Genomic DNA, 21,584 nt, shown 5'->3' with positions numbered 1-21,584 from the left:
CGTAAGAAGCAATTATTTGATGCGTAATCCGGAAAAAGGAAAAGAAACAACCGGATTTTGACCCCCGGAAAGTTGAGTCCCGCTGAGAGAAAAAGAACCGGGAAGCAAGACGTGGTTTTATACGGGAATATCCTTATCTTTGTATTCAAAACGTTGAAATTATGATATTGTCCCTTATTGTTGCAGCAGCGGAAAATAATGTTATCGGAAAAGATAACGGATTGATATGGCATTTACCTGCCGATCTGAAACATTTTAAAACCCTTACGACAGGGCATCCTATTGTGATGGGGAGGCGTACCTTCCAGTCGATCGGGAAAGCTTTACCTAACCGCCGTAATGTTGTCATAACCCATAACCCTGCTTTTTGTGCAGAGGGATGTGAATGTTATTCGGATATTACTGACGCCTTAGAGGCTTTGAGGGCAGAAACAGAAGTTTTTATTATCGGCGGCGGGACTTTATACAATGCCCTTTGGGAGAAAGCCGACCGTTTGTATCTGACCCGGGTACATACCCGGGTAGAAGGAGATACTTTTATTCCTGAAGTGAAGGCAACGCAGTGGACAGAAGTAAACCGGACAGAGGTAGTGGCGGATGAAAAAAATGAATTTGCCTGTTCCTTCCTGACTTATGAACGCAAAGAAAGCAGTTCCCGATAGACATCATTGACTTTTTGAGTCAAGAGGCGGGGATCAAATTGCCGGTGAGCAAATTCATACCCTCCTGCTGTCAGTTTGTTGCAAAAGGCCGGATCTTCTATAATTTTCCGGATACCTTCGGCTATCTCCTCCGGCTGTGAGGGATTCACATAATAACAATAATCACCTCCTGCTTCCGGTAAAGAAGAGACGGAAGAAGTGATGACCGGGACCTTGCTCAGCAAAGCTTCTGTCACCGGAAGTCCGAAACCTTCGTAAAAAGAGGGGTAGATAAAAATCCGGGCACTCTGATAAAATGCCTGCAGGACACTGCTGTCGGTCAGGTTGTTGAGCCAGATTAACCTTTGACTCAGTCGGTGAGTGGATGCATATTCTTCTACCTGTTTTTTATACCCCCTGCCGTTGCCGATGATGACCAGAGGAAGTTGTAAATGCGAAGGCAACAGTCGGAGTGCTTTGACAATACCCAACAAATTTTTCCGGGAATTTACTGAACCCACATATAGTAAATAATCGGGAGGAATATGAAAACGCTCTACTTTTTTCCGGGCTTCCCCGGCCTCTTGCATCTGGTAAAAAATGGGTTGTATAGCCTGGTAAATAACTGCTATTTTACTTTCAGGGATACCAAAAAAACGAATAATATCTTTTTTTGTACATTCGCTGATGGCAATGATTTTATCGGCATGCCGGCAGGCGTACTTGAATTTGAAATCGTATATTTTCCGGTCGATAAGCGAATACATATCTGGAAAAGTACGGTAGATGATGTCGTGTATGGTGACAACCGACCGTATACCCGTATGTTGCATCCGGAGCGGAATTTCGTGACTTAACCCGTGAAAAATGTCGATCCGGTCTTTTTTTAAATCTTTCTTTATAGCGGAAGTGCGCCACCACCCTTTCAGTTTTCCCCGGGGCATAACCGTATGAAAAGCAGCGTTGTTCAAAAAGGAATCCGTCACTTCATTCTGACGGATGTCCGGCGTATATAAATAATATTCATTTTCCGGATAGAAGAGCTGTAAATTCCCGACTAAAGTCCGGCTATAATTTCCCAGTCCGGTGAAATTTTTATAAAGTCTTTTAGCATCGTACCCGATTTTCATAGGAAATGATTAATGGATTGAACAAGCTTGTAAAGTTTCTCTATACTGTTTAAACCTTTCTATTTCCTCCGCTTATTCTTTTTCCCGGTAAGGTTTATTCAAGTCCAGAAAATAAAAATTATGTTGACGCTGCTTTTCTGCAGGTGGAATTTGCATATAATCTCCGTATTTATTGCGGAGGTAGGCATGATAATTTTCTATACCGTATACCTCTTTTTCTTCAAAAGAAATAAGGGTAGGGTTTCCGATGACAGAACGGGGAAGAATGCCCTTTCGGCCATCGTCGTAATCGCATACCCATTCGGAACGATCAAAATCGTATTTCCTCATCAGTTTTTCCAGTTTTGCCTGCACTCCCCGGCGGGTAAACAGGGTACGGGCGATCCGGCAAGGCCAGGAACTGATCCCTTTGCCGTGTTTATAAGGATCTCTGAAAAGAAAATATAACGTTTTGTTGTAAAACTCAAATTTTCCGAAATGCCAGAGGCGGATTAATTTTCCGCAAGGAGCGCCGTCCAGTGGAAACACATCGATATAAATCCCCCCTTTGTATTTTAAATGTTTTCTTTCAATCAATGTCGTCCGGGCATCTTGTATTTTCGCGAAAGAGAGGGGGTAATCCGGATCATTTTTCCAATAAATTGCTTCTAGGTAATCCGGTAATAAATCCTTCGATTTTTCCATGAAAATTTCGTAATCCTTCCGGGGCATCCCAATATCCAGATCGTCGTCCCAGGGAATAAATCCTTTATGCCTTACAGCTCCGATCAAGGTACCGGCCATAATATAGTACCGTAAATGATGCTCCCGGCAAACTTTATCTACTGCCAGCAGAATATCCAATACTTTCAATTGTAAAGCTCTGATGTCGTATTTATTCCCCATGGTTACAACAAATTAGCAGGTAATTTTTCCGTAGCTGTCTGAAAATCTTCCAAGGTATCCAATTCCATGGAGAATAGAGTGGAGGTGTCGACTATATGGAAACTTTTACCTTGAGCAATCAGACGCTGGAAAGCTGCTTCGTAAAATACATTTCCTAAATCTTCTTTTAAAATCATGTGGTCCAACTCCGCGAATAAGTATTGCAGATAAGTATGGGATATCTTTTCTATGCCGATCGATTCTCCGATGGCCTGTTCCGGAGAACAGGTTTTACTGATTTCGACGACCTTTCCCATAGGATCAGCAATGACTTTCATTTCTTCCTCACAAAGCGGGTGCGAATTTAAAGCCAACGTATCCGGATAGGGGGAGTTTATTACTGCTGTTACCAATCCCGGATCAAATAGAATATCACTGTCGAGGAGTATAATATCTTCACCCTGTATACTGTTTTTCACCAACCAGAGAGAATAAATATTATTGGTCGTAGCGTATTTCTCGTTGTAGATAAATTTTACGTCTACTTCCGGAAATTTCTTTTGCACGAAAGACACAATCTGTTCTTGCAAATAACCGGTGACAAGGACGATTTCCCGGATGTTGTTGGTCAGTAGTCCTTGTATGGCTCTTTCCAATAGACTTTTCCCTCCGATTTCCAACAGACATTTGGGGGTATGATTGGTAAGAGGCCGCAGGCGGGATGCAATACCTGCAGCCAGTATTACAGCTTTCATGCTCCTACAACTTCTTTAATGGTTTCAATGACCATACAATTTTGGGCATGTGTACCCAGGGTGATTCGCATGTGGGTATTGATGTCCGGTTCATTCATAAATTTAATCAGATATCCTTTGGCTTTCAAAGCGGTTTGTAATTTTTCCTTCCACTCGATCGGATATTTGACAAGCATAAAATTGGCATTGGAGTCATAAACTTTAAAACCCGCTAGCGGACGCAATTCACGGATATACATTTCCCGGTCCTGAGCCATTTGGTCGGCTACGTTTTGATAATAATCGGTTGCTTTTAATACAGCGATACCCAATTCTTCCGACAAACGGTTATAGCCCAAGTATTTCGTGCTGTAATTTAAAAAACGGCTTAGAGCTGTTCCCATAAAAGCGAATCCCAGCCGTAATCCCGGTAAACCGTAAAACTTGGATAGGGTTCGGACAATTAATACATTGGGGAATTTCTCTAAAAGCGGTTTGATATAACTAGTATCTTTATTGGCAAAAGAAGCATATGCTTCGTCGATGACTACCACTGTGTCTTTTCCGATAAAGGAGAGCGTCTTGTCCAGCTCTTCAGCTGGCAGTGCATTTCCGGTCGGATTGTTCGGAGAAGCAATCAATACCATTTCCGGTTTTTCCCGCTCGATAGTCTCCTGCAGAGCTTTAAAGTCGTATTTAAACGTATTCCCGTCTTCGTAAAGCGGATAAAGGACACTTCTGCCTTCCACTTCGTCGGCAATGGATTTATAATACCACCACGAAAATTTGGGAATCAACAATGTTTTTTGTTTTTCTTTCCCGGCTAAAAAACAATGAACCACTTGTTTTAAAATATCTTCGCCTCCATAGCCCAGAATGATTTGTTTTTCCGGAATTTGATATAAAGAGGAAAGAAAGTCTGAAAAAATACTTTTTTTCCCTTCGTCGTAAATACGGGTGTAAAAACAAAGTTTATTGGGATCGAAATTTTTTAAAACTTCAGCTACTTCCGGGGCTGGCCCGTAATTATATTCGTTTCTGTCGAGATAAGTGGTTTCTTGTGTCATATTTTTAGAGTTCCGCTACGATTGTTGTTATTAAAATTGTTTTTCAGATTCCTCGTGCACACCTGCTGTAAATAGTATTACAAAAGTAATAAAATTATTAGTTATAAAAGTTGTTTGATACAAATATCCGTGTCGGCTTATTTTATTCTTATAGGAGAAAAAGCATCCAGAGCCGTAAAAGTTTATTTTTTCCGTTTGATTATATCTTTTCGGCTCAGTTTTAAAGTGAAACCGAGGTTGTTGGGTAAAAATTCTCCCCGATCTCCGTATATGCCGACATCGATTCTGAGAGGAAGTTTAGGAGTTTGTGGCAAAGCAGCTTCCAGGGCAAAGGAAAATTGTTTTTGAGGGGCTTGGGGCAGCGGTTTTACGTATTGTCCGTAATTTAACGTATAGGTCAACATTATTTTGTAGGGGATTTTTTTCCAGGCCTGGCCTTTCAAGCCGATATGGTGCCCGATGATCCGGTTGTTATAGATTCCTAAGGTGATACCTTTAGCGTTCGGCTCATGAGGGGTCATTAGAGGGGAACCTATGGTTCTTCCGTACAGCGTCCATCCGCTTTGGTATTCGCCATTATTAAAATAATTGTCATTCCCTCCCAATACCTGTTCGGGATGTCCCGGAGGGTTGTGGTAGCGGCCGGATTGGTATTTGGTGTAATTGAATTCATAAATAATATCGCTCAGCCACCGCTTTTTTTCTTTCGAGCCGAAATAAAAGGCGTATACGCCGTCGGGGAAAGATCGGAAATCTGTACCCGAGCCGTCTTCGAAAGGGATGTCATGGTAAAAAGAAAGCAGATAATTGTCTCCTTTGTAATTGATCCGCAGGTGTTCCCGTCCCAGGTGATTTCCTAAAGCGTTAATGATGTCGCTATTCGTAGCTCCGTCACCTCCTGCTTTGCCACATACAATGCGGAGATAGTCTTTGAAAGAGGAAGGTTGTTTCCCATAACGGGAAGAAGTTCCGCCCCATTGTACCCAATGTTCTAATCCCAAAATAATTTCTAAACGGGCGTGCGGAGTGATTTTAAGAAAAATGGACTTGTTGTGTAAGCGTGTATGATGGACGTAACGGTCGTCGATCATCAGGTAGTCTGCCCAGTTGAACTGGAAAGAAAAAACTTGATGGGTCCAGGGAACTGCAATATAATCGGAATGTAAATTATAACCGGGCATCGTCCGGGCATTATTGGAATAAATGATATTTCCGTTGGTAAAAGACACTCCGTTGTATTCGGTTTCCCGATGGATCATCCCTAAATCCAGCCGCAATTTTTTCCATTTTCCGCTGATGTACAACTGGTCTAATAGAATGGCATTGTCGTCGTGAGAAAGATAAGCTGCGGCAGAAATGCCATAAGCCAGTTGAAAAATATGTTTGGAATTAAAATCGGAGAACAGACCTGCTTCCAATAGGCTTCCCCGACTGTCGGGAAGAATTCCGTAGCGGTTAGAGGTCGCCCAAAAAGGTAATTTTTTTTGATGGGCGAGAAAACCGGATAAAGAGACGGAAGAATGAAATTCACGCGGTTGAGCAGAAAGAGAGACCGTACACACCAAAAAGAAAAACAATCCGATAAATTTTTTCATTCGTAGCAGGAATTAAAGGGATTCAAGCTTAGCCATTTTTCTGCAAAAGCCAGATCTTCCGGCCAGGTCAGCTTTATGTTCCGGGGATGCCCGTGTACCAGTCGGATTTTTTCTTCCGGCAGGTATTTTTTTATCACACCACAATCATCGGTCGTCTGAAAATCCGGGTCTTTTAACGCTTTGTCAAAAGCCCGTTGTAGGGTTGCCCTGTCAAATCCCTGGGGAGTCTGAACATGAAATAACCGGGAGCGGTCCGGAATACAGGTAATATATTCTTGATTCTCATCTACTTCTATAATTGTATCGGTGGCGGGTACTGCGACATTGACTGCGTTCACTTTCTCCAGTTGTCGGATGACATCGCTGATAATCCTGGGATCTACCAAAGGGCGCACAGCATCGTGTATTAATAAATTGCAATCTACATGGGCATATGCTTCTAAAGCAGAAAGGCTGGAATGGTACCGCTCCGGGCCTCCGTGTAAAACAGAAACTAATTTTTTAAAAGGATGAACCTGAAGAATCTGTTCCAGCATTGGAGCATGGGCGGGGGCTATTACTAAGGCTATTTCGTCTACCAAGGGATGGTTTTCAAAAACAGTTAATGTATGTTCAAGCACGGTTTTTCCGGCAATGACCAGAAATTGTTTGGGAATGTTTTCCCCCATTCTTTTTCCGCTTCCTCCGGCTAAAATTACACCTATATTTTTTTTCATTCTAGTTCTATTGACTGACCTATAAAAGTATATAAAAAAGAAGTGTTGACGATAAAAAATTGTTTTTATCCTTTCTGAAAATTTAATCTCTCTTTTCTTCTGTGGGTTTGTCCGTCAACGTAAATTCTAATTTTCCCCCTTCCATAATTTCGTCGTGAGTAATCCAGGTACGGTCGAGTTCTTTGTCGTTTAACAATACTTTTTCAACGTATATAAATTTGTCATTTTCTTTATTAGCTGTGATGACAAAACGTTTTTCCGGTCCTACCTTTAGCGTAACTTTTGGGAATAAAGGAGTTCCCAGTTGGTATTTACCTTCTACCGGGTTAACCGGATAAAAGCCCATGGCGGAAAAGACATACCAGGCAGACATTTGTCCGCAATCTTCATTTCCGCACAGGCCGTCGGGAGTATTTTTATATAATTCGGTCATAATCTTATTCAGATAATACTGGCTTTTCTGAGGCTGACCAGTATAATTGAAAAGATAGGCTACGTGGTGGGAGGGTTCGTTTCCCTGGGCGTATTGCCCGATAAGGCCGCTGATATCCGGGGAGGCATTTTCTCCTTCTAACTGGGAGGGGATGGTGAATAAACTGTCTAATTTGATACAGAAGGCTTCCGGGCCTCCGTGCAGATGGATGAGGCCTTCGATATCCTGAGGTACAAACCAGGAATATTGCCAGGCGTTTCCTTCTGTGTATTCATCATCCCGATGATTGGAGTAGAGGGGAGAAAAGGGTGTTTTCCATTGGCCGGCAGCTGTTTTGCCTCTCATAAAACCGGTTGATTTATCGAACAAGTGTGCGTAATTTCTGGATTTTTTCAGAAAGTAAAGATAGTCGTCTTCTTTGTTCAAGGCTTTTGCCATTTGAGCAATACACCAGTAATCGTAAGCGTATTCGAGGGTTTTAGAGACAGATTCATTTTCACGGTCACAGGGAATATAACCCAATTCCCTGAAATAGTTCATACCGCCCCGGTCGGAAGCAACCGTTTTTTTCATGGCTTCATAAGCTTTTTCCGCATCGAAATCCCGGATCCCTTTTAAATAAGCCTCTACCATTACCGGAATGGAGTGATAGCCGATCATACAATTGGTTTCATTTCCTGCCAATTCCCAGACGGGTAGCAGTCCGTAGGCATCGTAGTGTTTTAGCATCGAATGGACCATATCACCTACCTTCTTTTTCTGCGTAATGGTAAAAAGAGGATGAGCAGCCCGGAAGGTGTCCCAAAAAGAAAATACCGTATATTGTTTTTGTCGTTTGTCTACACTGTGAATTTCATGATCAGGCCCTTTAAAATTGCCGTTGGCATCGGAAAATAAATTGGGAGCAAGGTAGGCATGATAAAGAGCTGTATAAAAAATACTCAATTGAGATTCATCCGGACTTTCTGCTTTTATCTTCGATAATTCTCTTTTCCAGGCTTGTTTGGCATCCCGTTTTACTTTATCGAAACTCCAGTGGGGTAATTCTTTTTGTAAATTGGCTTCTGCTCCTTCAAAATTGGCCGAGGAAATACTGATTTTGGAAAGAATTTTATCTGTTTTATCTCCGAAATTTATCCAGACGTAACAAGAATCGCTTATGATTTTCTGTCCGTTTTGTAAAGGTTCAAATTTATTTTTCCCTGCTAAGACTTCTACATCCTGAGAAAACTCGATTGAAAAGTATACCCTTTGGTCCGGTGCCCATCCCTTGGATTTACGGTAGCCTTCCAAAGTACGATTATTGACTTTTTTGATGCAACATTCTACGGGTTTATCCCAGTTGCGGGCTGTCGTCAAATCGACGGTCAATCCGTGGGTGGTATGGGACGGATATTGATAGTAGTGAAAACCGCATCTGGGGGTTACCGATAATTCGGTGATAATCCCGTTATCGAATTTTACTTTGTAATAACCGGGTTCTGCTTGTTCATTGTCGTGCGAAAAGCGAGCGTAATTGGAGGCAATATATTGTATTGTAGATTGGTTGCTATCCGGTTTATTCAATACCGGCAGAAAGCGGATATCTTGCAGATCGCCTATGCCTGTACCACTGAGATGTGTGTGCGAAAAAGAAGAGATAATACTATCGCTATAATGATAACCCGAGCTCCAGTCCCAGCCATTGCGGGGATTATCGGGACTTAATTGTATGGCTCCAAAGGGATAAGCCGCTCCCGGGAAGCAATGCCCGTGAGCTCCAGTCCCGATAAACGGATTTACATATTCTGTAATTTTAAGTTCTTTTTCGTGGTTTCTACATCCCAGACAGAGCAGAAAAAGACAGCAAAAAACGACCGTGTAGTTTTTCATCTTAGGTGTATTTCAGATAAGAATAACTTGTGAAGCAGTAAATAATCGATGGCTTGGCCCTCGGAATAGCGTAAAAGGGGAAAACGAAATTCTGAAACCGGGAAAATCGGTAATCGGATTTTCCGGATTACCGATTTCCTGAGAATAGAAATTATTTATTTAGCTCCTTCCATACCAGAGCAGCAGCTCCATAAATAGCTGCATTTTTGTCTAATTGGGAAGGTAATAATTTAACTTTATTGGAGTATATTTTCAAAAGATTCATTTCCATATGGTCTTTTGTGGGTTCAAAAAGTAAATTCCCGGCTTTTGCCAATCCTCCGAATAAAAAGATAGCTTCCGGACTGGTGATGGCTATGGCATTTGCTAATGCTTCTCCCAGCATTTTTCCTGTATATTTGAAAGTGTTGATAGCGATCATATCCCCTTTTTCTGCTGCTTCGGCAACGATTTTCGCCGTCATTTCATTGAAAGGTATCGTACGCAATTCGCTCGGATAGTTGTATTTTGCCATCATTTTGTAAGCTGTCCGCTTTACACCTGTCGCCGACACATAAGTTTCCAGACACCCCTGCCGTCCGCAACCGCATTGTCTGCCGTTAGGAGAAACAATGATATGTCCCAGTTCGCCGGCGAAACCGTCGTGTCCGTAGACCAATTCTCCGTTAGCAACGAATCCGCTACCCAGACCTGTACCCAAGGTAACCATGATAAAATTTTTCATACCTTTGGCCCCTCCGTATATCATTTCCCCTATGGCTGCCGCATTTGCATCGTTGGTCAGGTAAATCGGAAGAGTGGGATAATATTCTTTCATCATGTCGCAAAGCGGAATGACATCATGCCATCTTAGGTTGGGAGCAAATTCAATAGAACCTTTATAATAGTTCCCGTTGGGAGCCCCGATTCCAATTCCGATCATCTCTATTTCCTCCCGTAACGGATCTAAAACTTTTTCTATTTCCAGATATAATTCTTTTAGATAATCATTGATATCTTCGTGTTTTTGGGTTTCTATATTTCCATCTGCCAGATAATTTCCTTCTCTGTCTATAAATCCAAATGTCGTATTGGTTCCGCCGATATCAATACCTAATGCTACTTGTTTTTTCATAATCATTTATCTTTGTTTTAAAAATTACCCTTTTACCTTTGTTCTGACTTTTACGGACGTTATAAGATTTGTGCCCTTCTCTGTCCCCTTTTAGCTTACTGAGCATTTTATCTCCAGACGATAACGTTTTCAAGCGGTAAATATAGAAAAAAAATAAGAGACCGTGAACGATCTCTTATTAATTACTAACTACTAACCTAAACATACAAACTTATGAAAAAAAAACGTCTTTGTTAAATGACTGTTTTTATAGAAGCAAATATAAAGTAAAGGAACAAAATAAATGGTTAATGGAAAGTTAAAAATTTAAATTAGTTCGGGGTAAAAATATATAAATTACTTAATTAAAATCAAAGATAGTTGACTTTTAATTTTATGGGCTATAAGTTCAGATAAAATTCCCGGGTTAAACAAATGTATTCCGGACTATACTGATGGCGGCTGAATTCTACAACGATGTCGTTGACTGCGATCGTTTTTTCGATACGGCTGAATTCGAGCAATTTCCTTTTGGGAGCTTTTTGCGGTGTAGGGAGAACTCGGGTGACCCGGGATAAGTAGAGATTTAATGATTTTGCTTTGGCGATCAATTCGTCGGCTTCCTGACAGGGGAGAATCAGGCTGAATTTACCCTGTGGCAGTAATAGACGCTCGGCTGCTTTTAGCAGATCTTCGTGTGTAAAATCCTGACAATGACGGGCGAGTGTTCTGTTCGGAAGAGGAGCGGGAGTAGAACTGACAAAGAAGGGAGGATTACATAAAATATGTTCGTAAAGCCGGGAGGGGAAAAAATCGAAAATAGAAAGATGAAAAACGGAAATACTGTTTTTCCAGGAGCTTTGTGCAACATTTTCTACAGCTTGCTGATAGGCCATAAAATCGATTTCGACAGCATCGATATGGGCTTTCGTATTTCTTTGGGCGGCCATCAAGGCGAGAAGGCCCGTGCCTGTCCCGATATCCAGAATGGATGAAGCTGCTGTGAGTTCGGCCCAAGCTCCTAACAATACTCCATCGGTTCCGACTTTCATCGCTGTTTGAGATTGCCGGACAGTAAATTTTTTAAACTGGAAATAGTCGTTCATCGGGCGGGTACGTTTGGGAAAAATAAAATTGGTACATCCCTCTGTGAAATGTTCCTCAAGGAACGAAAGAAGGGAAAGCCTATCGTTTTCTGGTAAAGCCAGAAAATTCTCCTGTAATTTTTCACAAAAAAACCGATGTATAGAAGCGGAATAGGAGGGGATTTCGTCTGTCTATACATCGGTAATAAAGAAGGATGTATTATTCGGCTTTAGGAGTTTCCTCTTCAAAGCTTAACATTTTCTTATCTGCCAATAAGTTGTACCATTGGATGATTTTTCTCATATCCGAGACATATACTCTGTTATGGTCATATTCCGGTACGATTTCTTCAAAATAAGCCAGAATTTTTTCTGTATCTGCTTTGTGGGATAAAGCTTGTGCCCCGTTTTCTTTTTCAAAAATCCGTTTTAATACTTCTTTGAGGGGCATATCTTCATCTTCCGTATAAATAGAGATATCTTCTAAGGCTATAATTTTGGAATTGGAATAAGCTGCAAAACGCTTCCCGTCCAAGAGAGATTCTACAATAATAGCATTAGAAGTATTGTTGATGAGTTTGTAAAGTCCTGGTTTTCCTGAAATAGATAAGATTTCTTTTAACATCATAGTGCAAAATTTATTTGTTTGTTAAAACAGCTTGCAAAAATAAGAAAGAATTTTTTGATTTGCGATTTTTAGTTCTGATTTTTATGTTCTGGCAGTGTTCCGGTTTTCGCTTTTATTTGAAATTTTCCAAAAGAAAGGAATGTTTTAATTCAGCCCTCTTTGTTTTTTGATTTTCTCATAAGCCAGATTAATCAGGGTCAGTTTATCTTCTGCGGCTTTCCGGATATCTTCGCCCAGATGTCCTACTTTGTCAGGATGGTTTTCGAAAGCCATCTTCCGGTATGCTTTTTTCACTTCTTCGTCGGTAGCGTTCGGACTTATTCCCAGTGTCTGATAGGCAGAATCGAGATCATTATAATACATGGATTTAAGAGAATTGAACGTAGTCCGGTCGATTCCGAGCAAGGAAGAAATGTTTTCCAATAACTTTATTTCGTTATTGCATATTTGGCCGTCTGCTTGTGCTAGGCCGAAAAGAAAGTACAAAAGCTGGATACGGGAAGCTTGTTCCATATTCATACGGATCTGTTGGCACACTTCTGTTAAAGGAATTTCCTGGGTACTCAATTTTTTGATCATTCCCAAGGCTTCTAAGGTGGCTTCTTCTCCGAAGTTATTTTTAAGAAAGCTTTTTACATAATTCAGTTCGTTACGGGTAATCTTACCATCGGCCTTCATCATTGCCGTTGCCAATACAGTTAAACTGAACATGAAGTCGCCTCTGCCCGTATGATAAGGATTTTGTCCGCCTGTATTTTGTACGGTTACGTTTACATTATCTAAGATGGATCCCATAAAAAGACCGAATAAAGCCCCCAAAGGGCCTCCCAGCACAAATCCTAATCCTGCTCCAATCCATTTACCGTATTTTGCCATAATGTAGTTTTTATCAGTTTTCTTATTGCAAAGTTATATACTTTCAGGAGATCTGAAGTATTTTGATTCTATTCTTTTTACGATTTCTGTCGTTTGCCGGTTGATATCCAAATCCCTGTCCGTATAAATGATAAAATCGGATTGCTGGCATTTCTTCTCATCGCTCCATTGGTTTTTAATCCTTTCCATCACTTTTTCCGGAGAAATCCCGTCCCGTTTGCGAACTCGTTCTATCCGGGTTTGCAGGGAAGCATAAATACAGATAATTACATCGAAATGCGCAGCTAAATTTGCTTCAAAAAGTATTGCCGATTCAAAAAATACCAGGTTTGTACGCTGTTGTTGGCTCCAGGCGATGAAATCTTCCATTACGACAGGATGTACGATATGATTTACCAGGGAGAGGGCATTTTTATCCTTGAAAATAATGTCAGATAATTTTTTTTTATTCAATACTCCTTTGTCGTATAGGGAGCTTCCGAACTGATCGGTAAGAGCTTTCCGGATAGAGGGATGAGTATTGATCAGGACAGAGGCTTCGCTATCGGCTATATAGACCGGATATCCCCTATCTTTGAGAAGGGTCGCTATGGTTGTTTTACCTGAACCGATACCTCCTGTAATACCAATTTTTACCATATATCTTTCATTAAAGCAGCTAATCAACGATTCCTTTTTTCCAGGATATATTCTACTTTTTGAGGGGTATAGCTCAGATTTTTTATGTAAGGAGGGAATTTTACAACTTCTACCGGTAAAAAAGAGGAATTCTGTGTCTCGGCATAATTCACGATAAATTCGAAATCTTGGTCTGTCGCTTTATCGTATCGGCTTAAACCGATTTCATAACTGATTTCTACCGTATTGGGAAATAATTTAATATTGAGGGAGTCCGGTAGATTCCAGACGGATATCGGAATGTTACGTTTGGCTTCTGTGAAACGTTCCAGTTCTATATTCACTTTTACGCTTTTTTCATCTGCTGAAAAATTCGGAGGAAATTCTAAATCGATCGTTCGGGAAAGATTTTTATTGATTTCTCCTGCTTTCCATGTTTCTGTGGGAATATAGCTTAAGGTGTCCATCAGAGAAGCCGGACCGCTGACTAAAATACTATCGGGGACAGCCGAGATTTTATCTTTGAGTATGTATTGTTTCTTCAGGGAATAATCTACCATTGGTTTTACCGGAATCACTTTAGACACAGCCGGGGAGAATTTAAAATAAATTTCTTCCGGTTTAATGTTCAGTAATTTGATATCTGAATTCAGTTGGTTGTTGATTTTGTCTTTAATGGTACTTAATTTTAAAGTATATTCCAGGATATTATCTTTTTCCAGCATATAATTGCTGTAAGAATTAATGTCCAGACTGATCGGTAAAAAAGAAGTGCTGATTCGGTATCCGACCAATGTAAAACCTTTGGCTTTCACCTCTAGTGTAATAGTGGAAGGAAGAGAAGAGACCAGATATTTCCCTTTCGGAAAGTCCGTATAACGGACAGGATAAGAAATTTCACTTGTATATTCTTTATTCAGTGCGTTTAAAAACCATAATATTGCTGCGATGATTACACATATTATATAACTTAGAATATTCCGGTCAATGCGGATATTCCGGTTTTTAAAATAAGATCCTTTCATTTTCATGTGCACGGAATAAAGTTTCGGATTTACGATTTTGATGTAAAAATACAATCCAAAATTGTAAATCCGAAAAAATAGATACGTCAATAAATCTCTTTTTATTTCGCAGGAGCAGCATCTGTCATGTCTTTGATGACAGCTGATTTGTCTACTTTCAGGCGAACTCCGCCTTCGACTTCCATAATGATAGCGTATTCCTGAATTTCAGCAACTTTTCCGTAAATTCCTCCGGTAGTTACTATTTTATCTCCTTTTTGCAAAGCATCTCTGAATTTTTTCAATTCTTTCTGTCTTTTCATTTGAGGTCTGATCATAAAAAGCCAGAATACCACGATAATTAAGATCAGAGGTAAAAAACTCATTAAACCGCTACCTTGAGGTTGTGTTTGTAATACAATCATAAAAAATGTGTTCATAATCTTGGTTTGTTTTAAATTATCGTAATCGTCTATAGGAATAGATTACAATCGTTTTTATTATCATTATTTCTGTTTTCCCGTCATGATTCCGATTGATGAAGGGAATATTTTCAATGTCCCGAAGGCGTTCCCTGTATGTCGGCCGTAAACTTTAAAGTAACCACCTTTTCCGGAACATTTGCAAATATACGGATTTCTTTGTATTGTTTACCGTATCTGCCGGAAGAGTTAAAAGCTATTTCTAATTTTCCTTCTTTTCCGGGTGCTATGGGCTCTTTGGGATAGTCGACGGTAGTACAGCCACAACTGGTTTGAATGTTTTTGATAATGAGGTAATGATCCCCTGTGTTTTTTAAAGAATAAGTGTGACTAACGGTTTCCCCCGAAGTGATTTTCCCGAAATTGAAAGTAGGCTGTGTCAATTCGATCCGAGTGTTTTCTAGATCATCGGTGCTTTTTTGAGATTTATTTTGACAGGAAGTCAGAAATAAAAGGAATAAGCAACAAAAAACAGCTAATTTGCCCAACGAAAACCGAATATTTTTTTTTGTATAGTAAAGTATGTTCATATATTCCTCCCGTAAAAAGTTAAAATATAAGGTGTTTGACAGAGTAATCCTTATTTTTTATATTGTTCATGGTTTCTATACCAATTTCTAAATGTTGTTTTACGAATTTTTGAGTGACGTGTTTGTCAGATTCGGCTGTTTTTATTCCCTCAGAAATCATAGGACGGTCGGAAACCAGCAATAAAGCCCCTGTCGGAATCCGATTCGCAAATCCTACGGTGAAAATTGTAGCTGTTTCCATATCTACTGCCATCGCCCGGGTTTTTACCAGGTATTCCTTAAAACGGTCATCGTATTCCCAAACCCTGCGGTTTGTCGTATATACGACTCCTGTATAATAATACCGGTTGTGGTTGACGATGATTCTCGAGCAGGTTTTTTGTATGCTGAAGGCTGGCAGTGCCGGGACTTCATGAGGCATATAATCGTCGGAAGTCCCTTCCCCTTTGATGGCTGCAATCGGGAGAATATAATCTCCTACGGAAGTCTTGTTTTTAAGACCCCCACATTTTCCCAGAAATAAAATAGCTTCCACTTCTATCGCTGTCAGTAAGTCCAATATAGTAGCTGCATTTGCACTTCCCATACCGAAATTGATCAGCATGACATCTTCATGAGAGACATTGGGCATTGTTTTATCTATGCCGATAATCGGTTCGTCGTACATTTCTGAAAATAAATCCAAGTAATACTCAAAATTTGTCAGTAGAATGTATTTCGGAAAATTTTCCAGTTCACGCCCTGTATACCGGGGCAACCAATTTTCCACTATTTCTTTTTTCGTCTTCATGATTTTTGTTCCTCTGAATTTACAAAGTTAAAAAAAATATGCAATCGGAAAACAAGTGTTGAAAATGTTCCGGTGTTTTGATTTGAGGGGAGAGGCCGGAAAGGATAAAACGGCTCTTCGGGCATTCTTCAGGCTCGAACAGCCGTTCAGGCTTTGAATATTTCCCCATTTCCTCCCTTATCCTGTTACACATTTGAACTTTTTACTACCTTTGTTTTTCTAAAAAAATGCAAATGGATACACGAATACTCGATCGTCTTAAAGAGATAAGAATAGAGGATTATACTTATGATTTACCGGAAGAGAAAATTGCTAAGTTTCCTTTGCCTCAGCGTGAATTATCTAAGTTGCTGATATACAGAAAGGGAGAAATTACTAAAAATACTTTTACTGCCGTAAAGGAGATTTTAGCTCCGGGGCAAACCCTTATTTTCAATAATACTAAGGTTATTTTCGCCCGTATTTTTTTTCAGAAGAGAACGGGAGGGCATATTGAGATTTTTTGTCTGGAGCCGGCAGAACCAGCGGATTACGCCTTGAATTTTGCGGCTCGTGCCACTTGTGTTTGGACCTGTATGGTGGGAAATTTGAGGAAATGGCGTGAGGGGGAGATTTTTTGTCGTTTTTTTCATGAGGGACGGGAAGTCGTTTTGACCGCGCAAAAAGTAACGCAGGAGGGAGGCGAAGTAAAAGTCCGTTTTTCCTGGCCTCCGCATCTGTCGTTCAGTGAAGTACTGGAAGCTTGCGGAAGGATACCTATTCCTCCTTATTTAAATCGGGATGCTGAGGATTCGGATAAAATCCGTTATCAGACCGTTTATTCCCGGGAGGAAGGTTCTGTTGCTGCACCTACCGCGGGATTGCATTTTACGAAAGAGATACTGGAGACTCTGGCAAGTAGGGGAGTGAGAATCGATGAATTGACGTTGCATGTAGGAGCGGGAACTTTCCGTCCTGTAAAGGCTGAGAAAATTGGGGGACATGATATGCATACAGAACATGTGATGGTATCCCGTCAATTAATAGAGGACTTGGCAAAAAAGGCCGGGGAGGTGATTGCTGTGGGTACTACGTCTGTGAGAACCCTCGAAAGCCTTTATTGGATGGGAGTAAAGAAATTAGAAGGAGATCCTTGTTTCTATGATTTGTCTCAATGGGAAGCTTATACATTACCTTCCTGCTATTCGTTGCAGCAGGCTATGGGGGCTTTACAAGAATGGTTTGACGAAACTCAGGAGGAGCTTTTAAAAGCCCGGACAACGATTATTATTGTGCCCGGTTATTCTTACCGGGTAATCGATGCTTTGTTTACAAACTTTCATCAGCCGCAAAGTACACTTTTGCTGTTGGTGGCAGCTGCTGTAGGCGAGGATTGGAAACGGATCTATGCCTATGCTCTCCGGGAAAATTTTAGATTTCTCAGTTATGGAGATACAAGTCTGTTGTGGATAAATAAGCATAAATAATAATAGAGAAAATATGCATCTGTCTTTACCGGCTTTCGAGTATAAAGTGAAAAAGCAAGAGAAAGGTTTGTATATATACGATATCATTCGTAAGAAATATGTGCTTTTAACTCCGGAGGAATGGGTGCGCCAGCATTTTATTCATTATTTAATTCACTATAAAAATTACGCACCTGCTTTGGTTGCTATTGAAAGAGAAATCGATGTTTACGGTTTGAAGAAACGTTTTGATATTGTATGTTACGACAGACAGGGAAAACCTTATTTGATTGTGGAATGCAAGGCTGCTTCCGTTCCGCTTTCCCAGCAAGTGTTTGATCAGGTGTTCGGTTATAATCTGACCCTGGCAGCCCGCTATGTGGTCGTTACAAATGGTCGGGTGCATTTATGCGGTTATACGAACGAGAAACGGATTTTTTGTTTTCTGGAAGATATTCCCGATTTTAAGTAAAAGTTTGGCGGGGGAATTGACGAACGGACCCACGTTACTGATTTGATTTTTTATTCAAACCGTAGGTCCGTTCATCGGCGACTGATAAGGAGTGCCTATCCGGTGTGGACAGAGGGGTTTTGTTTTAGTTTTTGCAACTGGAAAAATATTTTTCCAGGAGTTCAAAAGCAGCAGCAAAGGAACTCATCTCGTTTTTCAAAACTTTTTCTTCTGCTATTTTCAGATTCTCTTTTTGACTGTTATAAAAACGGTTTTTTAATTGTTCGTTAATGGTTTCATACATCCAGTATTTGGATTGTTCCCTTCTTCTTTTGTCAAAATAACCGTTTTGTTGGGTGATACTACAATAGTTCAAAATATTGTCCCAGATTTCTTTTATGCCTATTTTTTCGTAGGCAGAACAGGTCAAAACTTTGGGTTCTGTGCCGGATTCATGGGGAGGAAACAGATGAAGGGCCGATTGCAATTGGGCTTTGGCGAGTTGGGCTTTGCTGATGTTATTGCCATCTGCTTTATTTATGATAATGCCGTCTGCCATTTCCATGATCCCTCTCTTTATTCCCTGTAGTTCATCCCCTGCTCCCGCAATCTGTATTAACAGGAAAAAATCTACCATGGAATGGACAGCCGTTTCACTTTGGCCTACCCCCACCGTTTCTATTAAAATAATATCAAATCCGGCTACTTCACATAAAATCATGGCTTCCCGTGTTTTCCGGGCTACGCCTCCCAGTGAACCCGCAGAAGGGGAAGGACGGATATAAGCATGCGGATCGCACGATAACTCTTCCATGCGGGTTTTATCCCCCAAAATACTTCCTTTGGAACGTTCACTACTGGGGTCAATGGCCAGAACAGCAATTTTATGCCCTTGTCCGGTAAGGTATTTGCCGAAACTTTCGATAAATGTACTTTTCCCGGCTCCGGGAACTCCTGTAATGCCGATGCGAATGGAGCTTCCGGAAGAGGGAAGGCAACGTTTTATGACTTCCTGTGCAACCGCTTGGTGTTCCGTTTTAGAACTCTCTACCAACGTAATCGCCTGACTCAAAATATTGATGTCCCCTTTTAGTATCCCTTCTACATAGTCATCAATACTTAAAGCTTTTTTACGTATATTTTTTAACCGGGCGGCCAGATTCGGATTCATCGGATCCGGCTGTTCTATTCCTTTGTTAACTTTTAATCCTTCGTATTCCGGTGAATTTTCCGGATGTTCCATACATTCCTCCATAATACGCCTTTTTAATTTTCGGCAAAGGTAAGAAAAATGTCTTACTCTGATTTAAAATGATTACTCAAATGTTTGAAAAGGGATTTACTCCCCTTTTCTCCCCAACTATTCTTTCAGAATGACGTCGTGGGCACCTCCTTCTACAATAGAAGTAGAAGAAACGAGAGTGATTTTCGCCGTATTCTGTAATTCCGGGAGAGAGACCGCTCCGCAACTGCACATGGTCGCTTTTATTTTTCCTAAAGTAATGTTAAGGTTATCTTTCATTTTACCTGCGTAGGGAACATAACTATCCACTCCTTCCTCAAATTTTAGGGATTCAGTGCCTCCCATGTCATAACGCTGCCAATTCTTTGCCCGGTTCGATCCTTCTCCCCAATATTCCTTTACAAAGCGGTTTCCTACCGTCAGCTTCCGGGTAGGAGATTCATCGAAACGTGCAAAATAACGTCCCATCATCAAGAAATCGGCTCCCATCGCTAAAGCCAATACCATATGATAGTCGTGTACCAACCCTCCGTCACTGCAAATGGGGATATAGGTGTTTGTCCTTTGAGCATATTCATTGCGGGCTGCAGCGACATCGATAAGAGCCGTCGCCTGCCCCCGTCCGATTCCTTTTTGTTCCCGGGTGATGCATATCGATCCTCCTCCGATCCCCACTTTTATAAAATCTGCACCGGCTTCCGCTAAATAATAGAAACCGTCTTTGTCGACTACATTGCCGGCTCCTACCAACACTTTACCCTTGTATTCCTGCTTAATCCAGGTCAAAGTCTCTTTTTGCCATTCGGAATAGCCGTCGGAAGAATCGATACAAAGGACATCTGCACCGGCTTCTACCAAAGCCGGTACCCGTTCTTTGTAATCCCGCGTATTAATACCTGCACCTACTAACAATTTTTTGTGAACATCGGATAATTCATAGGGGTTTTCTTTATGGCTGTCGTAATCTTTCCGGAAGACGAAGTAAACCAATTTCTGGTCCTGGTCAATAATGGGCAAAGCATTCAATTTATGTTCCCAGATCAACTGATTTGCTTCCGATAAGGTCATTCCTACTTTCCCGACAGTGAGTTTGGAGAAAGGTGTCATGAAGTCTTTTATCCGGCTGTCTTTACTGTCATGGCTGATACGGTAGTCTCTGCTGGTGACAATGCCTAACAATTTTCCATTGGAAGTACCGTCTTCCGTCACCCCTATCGTAGAGTGCCCTGTGCGTTTGATAAGGTTCAGTACGTCTTCGAGCGTATGTTCGGGCGTGAGATTGGAATCGCTGGTGACAAATCCGGCCTTGAAATTTTTCACTTTCCTCACCATTTCTGCTTGAGAACTGATGGGTTGGGAACCGAAAATAAAAGATAGTCCTCCGTTACGGGCCAATGCGATTGCTAGACCCGAATCTGATACCGATTGCATAATAGCCGATACAAAAGGTATGTTCAATTCAATAAAAGGTTTTTGACCTTTTTCGAATTTTACGAGCGGCGTTTTCAGAGAGACATTCTCCGGGATGCACTGTTTTGTCGTTAAGCCGGGAATAAGAAGATATTCCCCAAATGTTCTTGATACTTCGTCTGTAAATAAAGCCATAGTATGTTGGGATGATAAGTTATACCACTGCACTCAGGCTGTTTTTGTTCCCCTTGTCCAGATCTTTCACTCGGTAAGGACTCAATAATGGGAGCTTTATTAAAACCTGTTCCAATTTTTCCGCTTTAAAGAAAAAATTTACGCGAAATTAAATAAAATAAAGGAAAAAAGCCTGGATTTGGGTCAAGACTTTTTATTCTTCCAGCTGTTTCTTCCGCTTTTGAGTGTTTAGCTGTCCGAATACCTCCTGTTTGAGAGTTCGGTTGTCATCGCTTTTAGGAAAAGAAAAACGATATAAATTGCTGGAATGCAAAGAAGTTCAGGGATTTTTCATTTTCGAAAATAAAGAGGATTAAAGTAAACTATAGGTATTTATTCGGAGGACGGTTTGAAAAATCCCTGAATGTTTCCCTGCATAATGGCTACTTCTTTATTTTACAATACGTTGCGTTGTATAACAGAGTCATCGGTTCAATTTCCTAATTTCGTTTCATTGAAAAATGGTATTAAATACATAAGCATCTGTTTTCCCGGTCTAATAGTGTCATTTTTCTGAGTATAGGCTAAGGCCGGTTCCTGTGGCGTTATGAGTTTTTCGCCTGAGGGTCTTTCCAGGGTTCCCGCCACTTCTATCGGGGTATTAGTATAGATGCTCTTCTGCCGGCAAGCTATTCATCCCTCG

Annotated in this window: 21 protein-coding genes; 3 read left to right on the top strand and 18 right to left on the bottom strand. The window is 40.8% G+C overall.

The genetic code is table 11. From position 1 onward, the window contains the following. The first annotated feature begins 161 nt into the window (after positions 1 to 161). Entirely contained in the window at positions 162 to 662 is a 501-nt protein-coding gene (locus tag HMPREF9449_RS07065) for a dihydrofolate reductase (RefSeq protein ID WP_009136567.1), read from the top strand. Here HMPREF9449_RS07065 and HMPREF9449_RS07060 read toward each other — a convergent pair. The 16 genes from HMPREF9449_RS07060 to HMPREF9449_RS06985 all read right to left on the bottom strand — a co-directional run bounded on the left by HMPREF9449_RS07060 (position 632) and on the right by HMPREF9449_RS06985 (position 16,158). Further along, the gene (locus HMPREF9449_RS07060; RefSeq protein WP_009136566.1) at positions 632 to 1,771 is read right to left on the bottom strand and encodes a glycosyltransferase family 4 protein; all 1,140 of its coding nucleotides are present in this window, start codon (positions 1,769 to 1,771) and stop codon (positions 632 to 634) included. The two genes, HMPREF9449_RS07065 and HMPREF9449_RS07060, sit on opposite strands and share 31 nt — an antisense overlap. A gap of 72 nt (positions 1,772 to 1,843) precedes the next feature. Next, positions 1,844 to 2,656, bottom strand: a complete 813-nt coding sequence (locus HMPREF9449_RS07055; protein WP_009136565.1) for a LicD family protein — start codon at positions 2,654 to 2,656, stop codon at positions 1,844 to 1,846. A 2-nt stretch (positions 2,657 to 2,658) separates the two neighbouring features. After that, positions 2,659 to 3,390, bottom strand: coding sequence for a phosphocholine cytidylyltransferase family protein (locus tag HMPREF9449_RS07050; RefSeq protein ID WP_009136564.1), 732 nt, complete (start codon positions 3,388 to 3,390; stop codon positions 2,659 to 2,661). Further along, on the bottom strand, positions 3,387 to 4,436 hold the full coding sequence (locus tag HMPREF9449_RS07045; protein ID WP_009136563.1) for a pyridoxal phosphate-dependent aminotransferase: 1,050 nt from the start codon (positions 4,434 to 4,436) through the stop codon (positions 3,387 to 3,389). Before HMPREF9449_RS07045 ends, HMPREF9449_RS07050 begins: the two co-directional genes overlap by 4 nt. A gap of 182 nt (positions 4,437 to 4,618) precedes the next feature. Further along, entirely contained in the window at positions 4,619 to 6,031 is a 1,413-nt protein-coding gene (locus HMPREF9449_RS07040) for a capsule assembly Wzi family protein (protein WP_009136562.1), read from the bottom strand. After that, entirely contained in the window at positions 6,028 to 6,747 is a 720-nt protein-coding gene (ispD, locus tag HMPREF9449_RS07035; RefSeq protein WP_009136561.1) for a 2-C-methyl-D-erythritol 4-phosphate cytidylyltransferase, read from the bottom strand. Before ispD ends, HMPREF9449_RS07040 begins: the two co-directional genes overlap by 4 nt. 82 nt (positions 6,748 to 6,829) lie before the next feature. After that, positions 6,830 to 9,052, bottom strand: coding sequence for a GH92 family glycosyl hydrolase (locus HMPREF9449_RS07030; protein ID WP_009136560.1), 2,223 nt, complete (start codon positions 9,050 to 9,052; stop codon positions 6,830 to 6,832). Positions 9,053 to 9,203: 151 nt separating this feature from the next. After that, positions 9,204 to 10,172, bottom strand: coding sequence for an ROK family protein (locus HMPREF9449_RS07025; protein WP_009136559.1), 969 nt, complete (start codon positions 10,170 to 10,172; stop codon positions 9,204 to 9,206). A gap of 374 nt (positions 10,173 to 10,546) precedes the next feature. After that, on the bottom strand, positions 10,547 to 11,251 hold the full coding sequence (locus tag HMPREF9449_RS07020) for a tRNA1(Val) (adenine(37)-N6)-methyltransferase (RefSeq protein ID WP_009136558.1): 705 nt from the start codon (positions 11,249 to 11,251) through the stop codon (positions 10,547 to 10,549). A 199-nt stretch (positions 11,252 to 11,450) separates the two neighbouring features. Beyond that, on the bottom strand, positions 11,451 to 11,855 hold the full coding sequence (locus HMPREF9449_RS07015; RefSeq protein WP_040611701.1) for a DUF5606 family protein: 405 nt from the start codon (positions 11,853 to 11,855) through the stop codon (positions 11,451 to 11,453). Positions 11,856 to 12,002: 147 nt separating this feature from the next. Beyond that, a complete protein-coding gene (locus HMPREF9449_RS07010) occupies positions 12,003 to 12,734 on the bottom strand; it encodes a TerB family tellurite resistance protein (protein ID WP_009136556.1) in 732 nt (243 codons plus the stop codon). A gap of 33 nt (positions 12,735 to 12,767) precedes the next feature. Continuing rightward, complete coding sequence (gene coaE, locus HMPREF9449_RS07005; RefSeq protein WP_009136555.1) at positions 12,768 to 13,373, bottom strand: dephospho-CoA kinase; 606 nt, start codon at positions 13,371 to 13,373, stop codon at positions 12,768 to 12,770. 23 nt (positions 13,374 to 13,396) lie between these two features. Next, a complete protein-coding gene (locus HMPREF9449_RS07000; RefSeq protein ID WP_009136554.1) occupies positions 13,397 to 14,383 on the bottom strand; it encodes a YbbR-like domain-containing protein in 987 nt (328 codons plus the stop codon). A gap of 95 nt (positions 14,384 to 14,478) precedes the next feature. Beyond that, positions 14,479 to 14,796 carry a preprotein translocase subunit YajC gene (gene yajC, locus HMPREF9449_RS06995; protein ID WP_009136553.1) on the bottom strand — a complete coding sequence of 106 codons (318 nt, stop codon included), beginning with the start codon at positions 14,794 to 14,796 and terminating at the stop codon, positions 14,479 to 14,481. 113 nt (positions 14,797 to 14,909) lie between these two features. Next, the gene (locus HMPREF9449_RS06990; protein ID WP_009136552.1) at positions 14,910 to 15,368 is read right to left on the bottom strand and encodes a DUF1573 domain-containing protein; all 459 of its coding nucleotides are present in this window, start codon (positions 15,366 to 15,368) and stop codon (positions 14,910 to 14,912) included. A gap of 19 nt (positions 15,369 to 15,387) precedes the next feature. Continuing rightward, positions 15,388 to 16,158 carry an AMP nucleosidase gene (locus HMPREF9449_RS06985; RefSeq protein WP_009136551.1) on the bottom strand — a complete coding sequence of 257 codons (771 nt, stop codon included), beginning with the start codon at positions 16,156 to 16,158 and terminating at the stop codon, positions 15,388 to 15,390. A 233-nt stretch (positions 16,159 to 16,391) separates the two neighbouring features. Here HMPREF9449_RS06985 and HMPREF9449_RS06980 point away from each other — a divergent pair, with 233 nt between their 5' ends. Both HMPREF9449_RS06980 and HMPREF9449_RS06975 read left to right on the top strand, forming a co-directional pair. Further along, positions 16,392 to 17,624, top strand: coding sequence for an S-adenosylmethionine:tRNA ribosyltransferase-isomerase (locus HMPREF9449_RS06980; RefSeq protein ID WP_009136550.1), 1,233 nt, complete (start codon positions 16,392 to 16,394; stop codon positions 17,622 to 17,624). A gap of 13 nt (positions 17,625 to 17,637) precedes the next feature. Then, positions 17,638 to 18,075: a type I restriction enzyme HsdR N-terminal domain-containing protein gene (locus HMPREF9449_RS06975; protein ID WP_009136549.1), complete on the top strand. Its 438-nt coding sequence runs from the start codon at positions 17,638 to 17,640 to the stop codon at positions 18,073 to 18,075. A 124-nt stretch (positions 18,076 to 18,199) separates the two neighbouring features. Here HMPREF9449_RS06975 and meaB read toward each other — a convergent pair whose 3' ends face one another. After that, the gene (gene meaB / locus HMPREF9449_RS06970) at positions 18,200 to 19,297 is read right to left on the bottom strand and encodes a methylmalonyl Co-A mutase-associated GTPase MeaB (RefSeq protein ID WP_040611699.1); all 1,098 of its coding nucleotides are present in this window, start codon (positions 19,295 to 19,297) and stop codon (positions 18,200 to 18,202) included. A 117-nt stretch (positions 19,298 to 19,414) separates the two neighbouring features. After that, a complete protein-coding gene (locus HMPREF9449_RS06965) occupies positions 19,415 to 20,902 on the bottom strand; it encodes an IMP dehydrogenase (RefSeq protein WP_009136547.1) in 1,488 nt (495 codons plus the stop codon). Positions 20,903 to 21,584 lie beyond the last annotated feature (682 nt).

It is taken from the genome of Odoribacter laneus YIT 12061 (genome assembly GCF_000243215.1).
GTDB lineage: Bacteria > Bacteroidota > Bacteroidia > Bacteroidales > Marinifilaceae > Culturomica > Culturomica lanea.
This window is presented reverse-complemented; position numbering and strand designations above follow the sequence as displayed.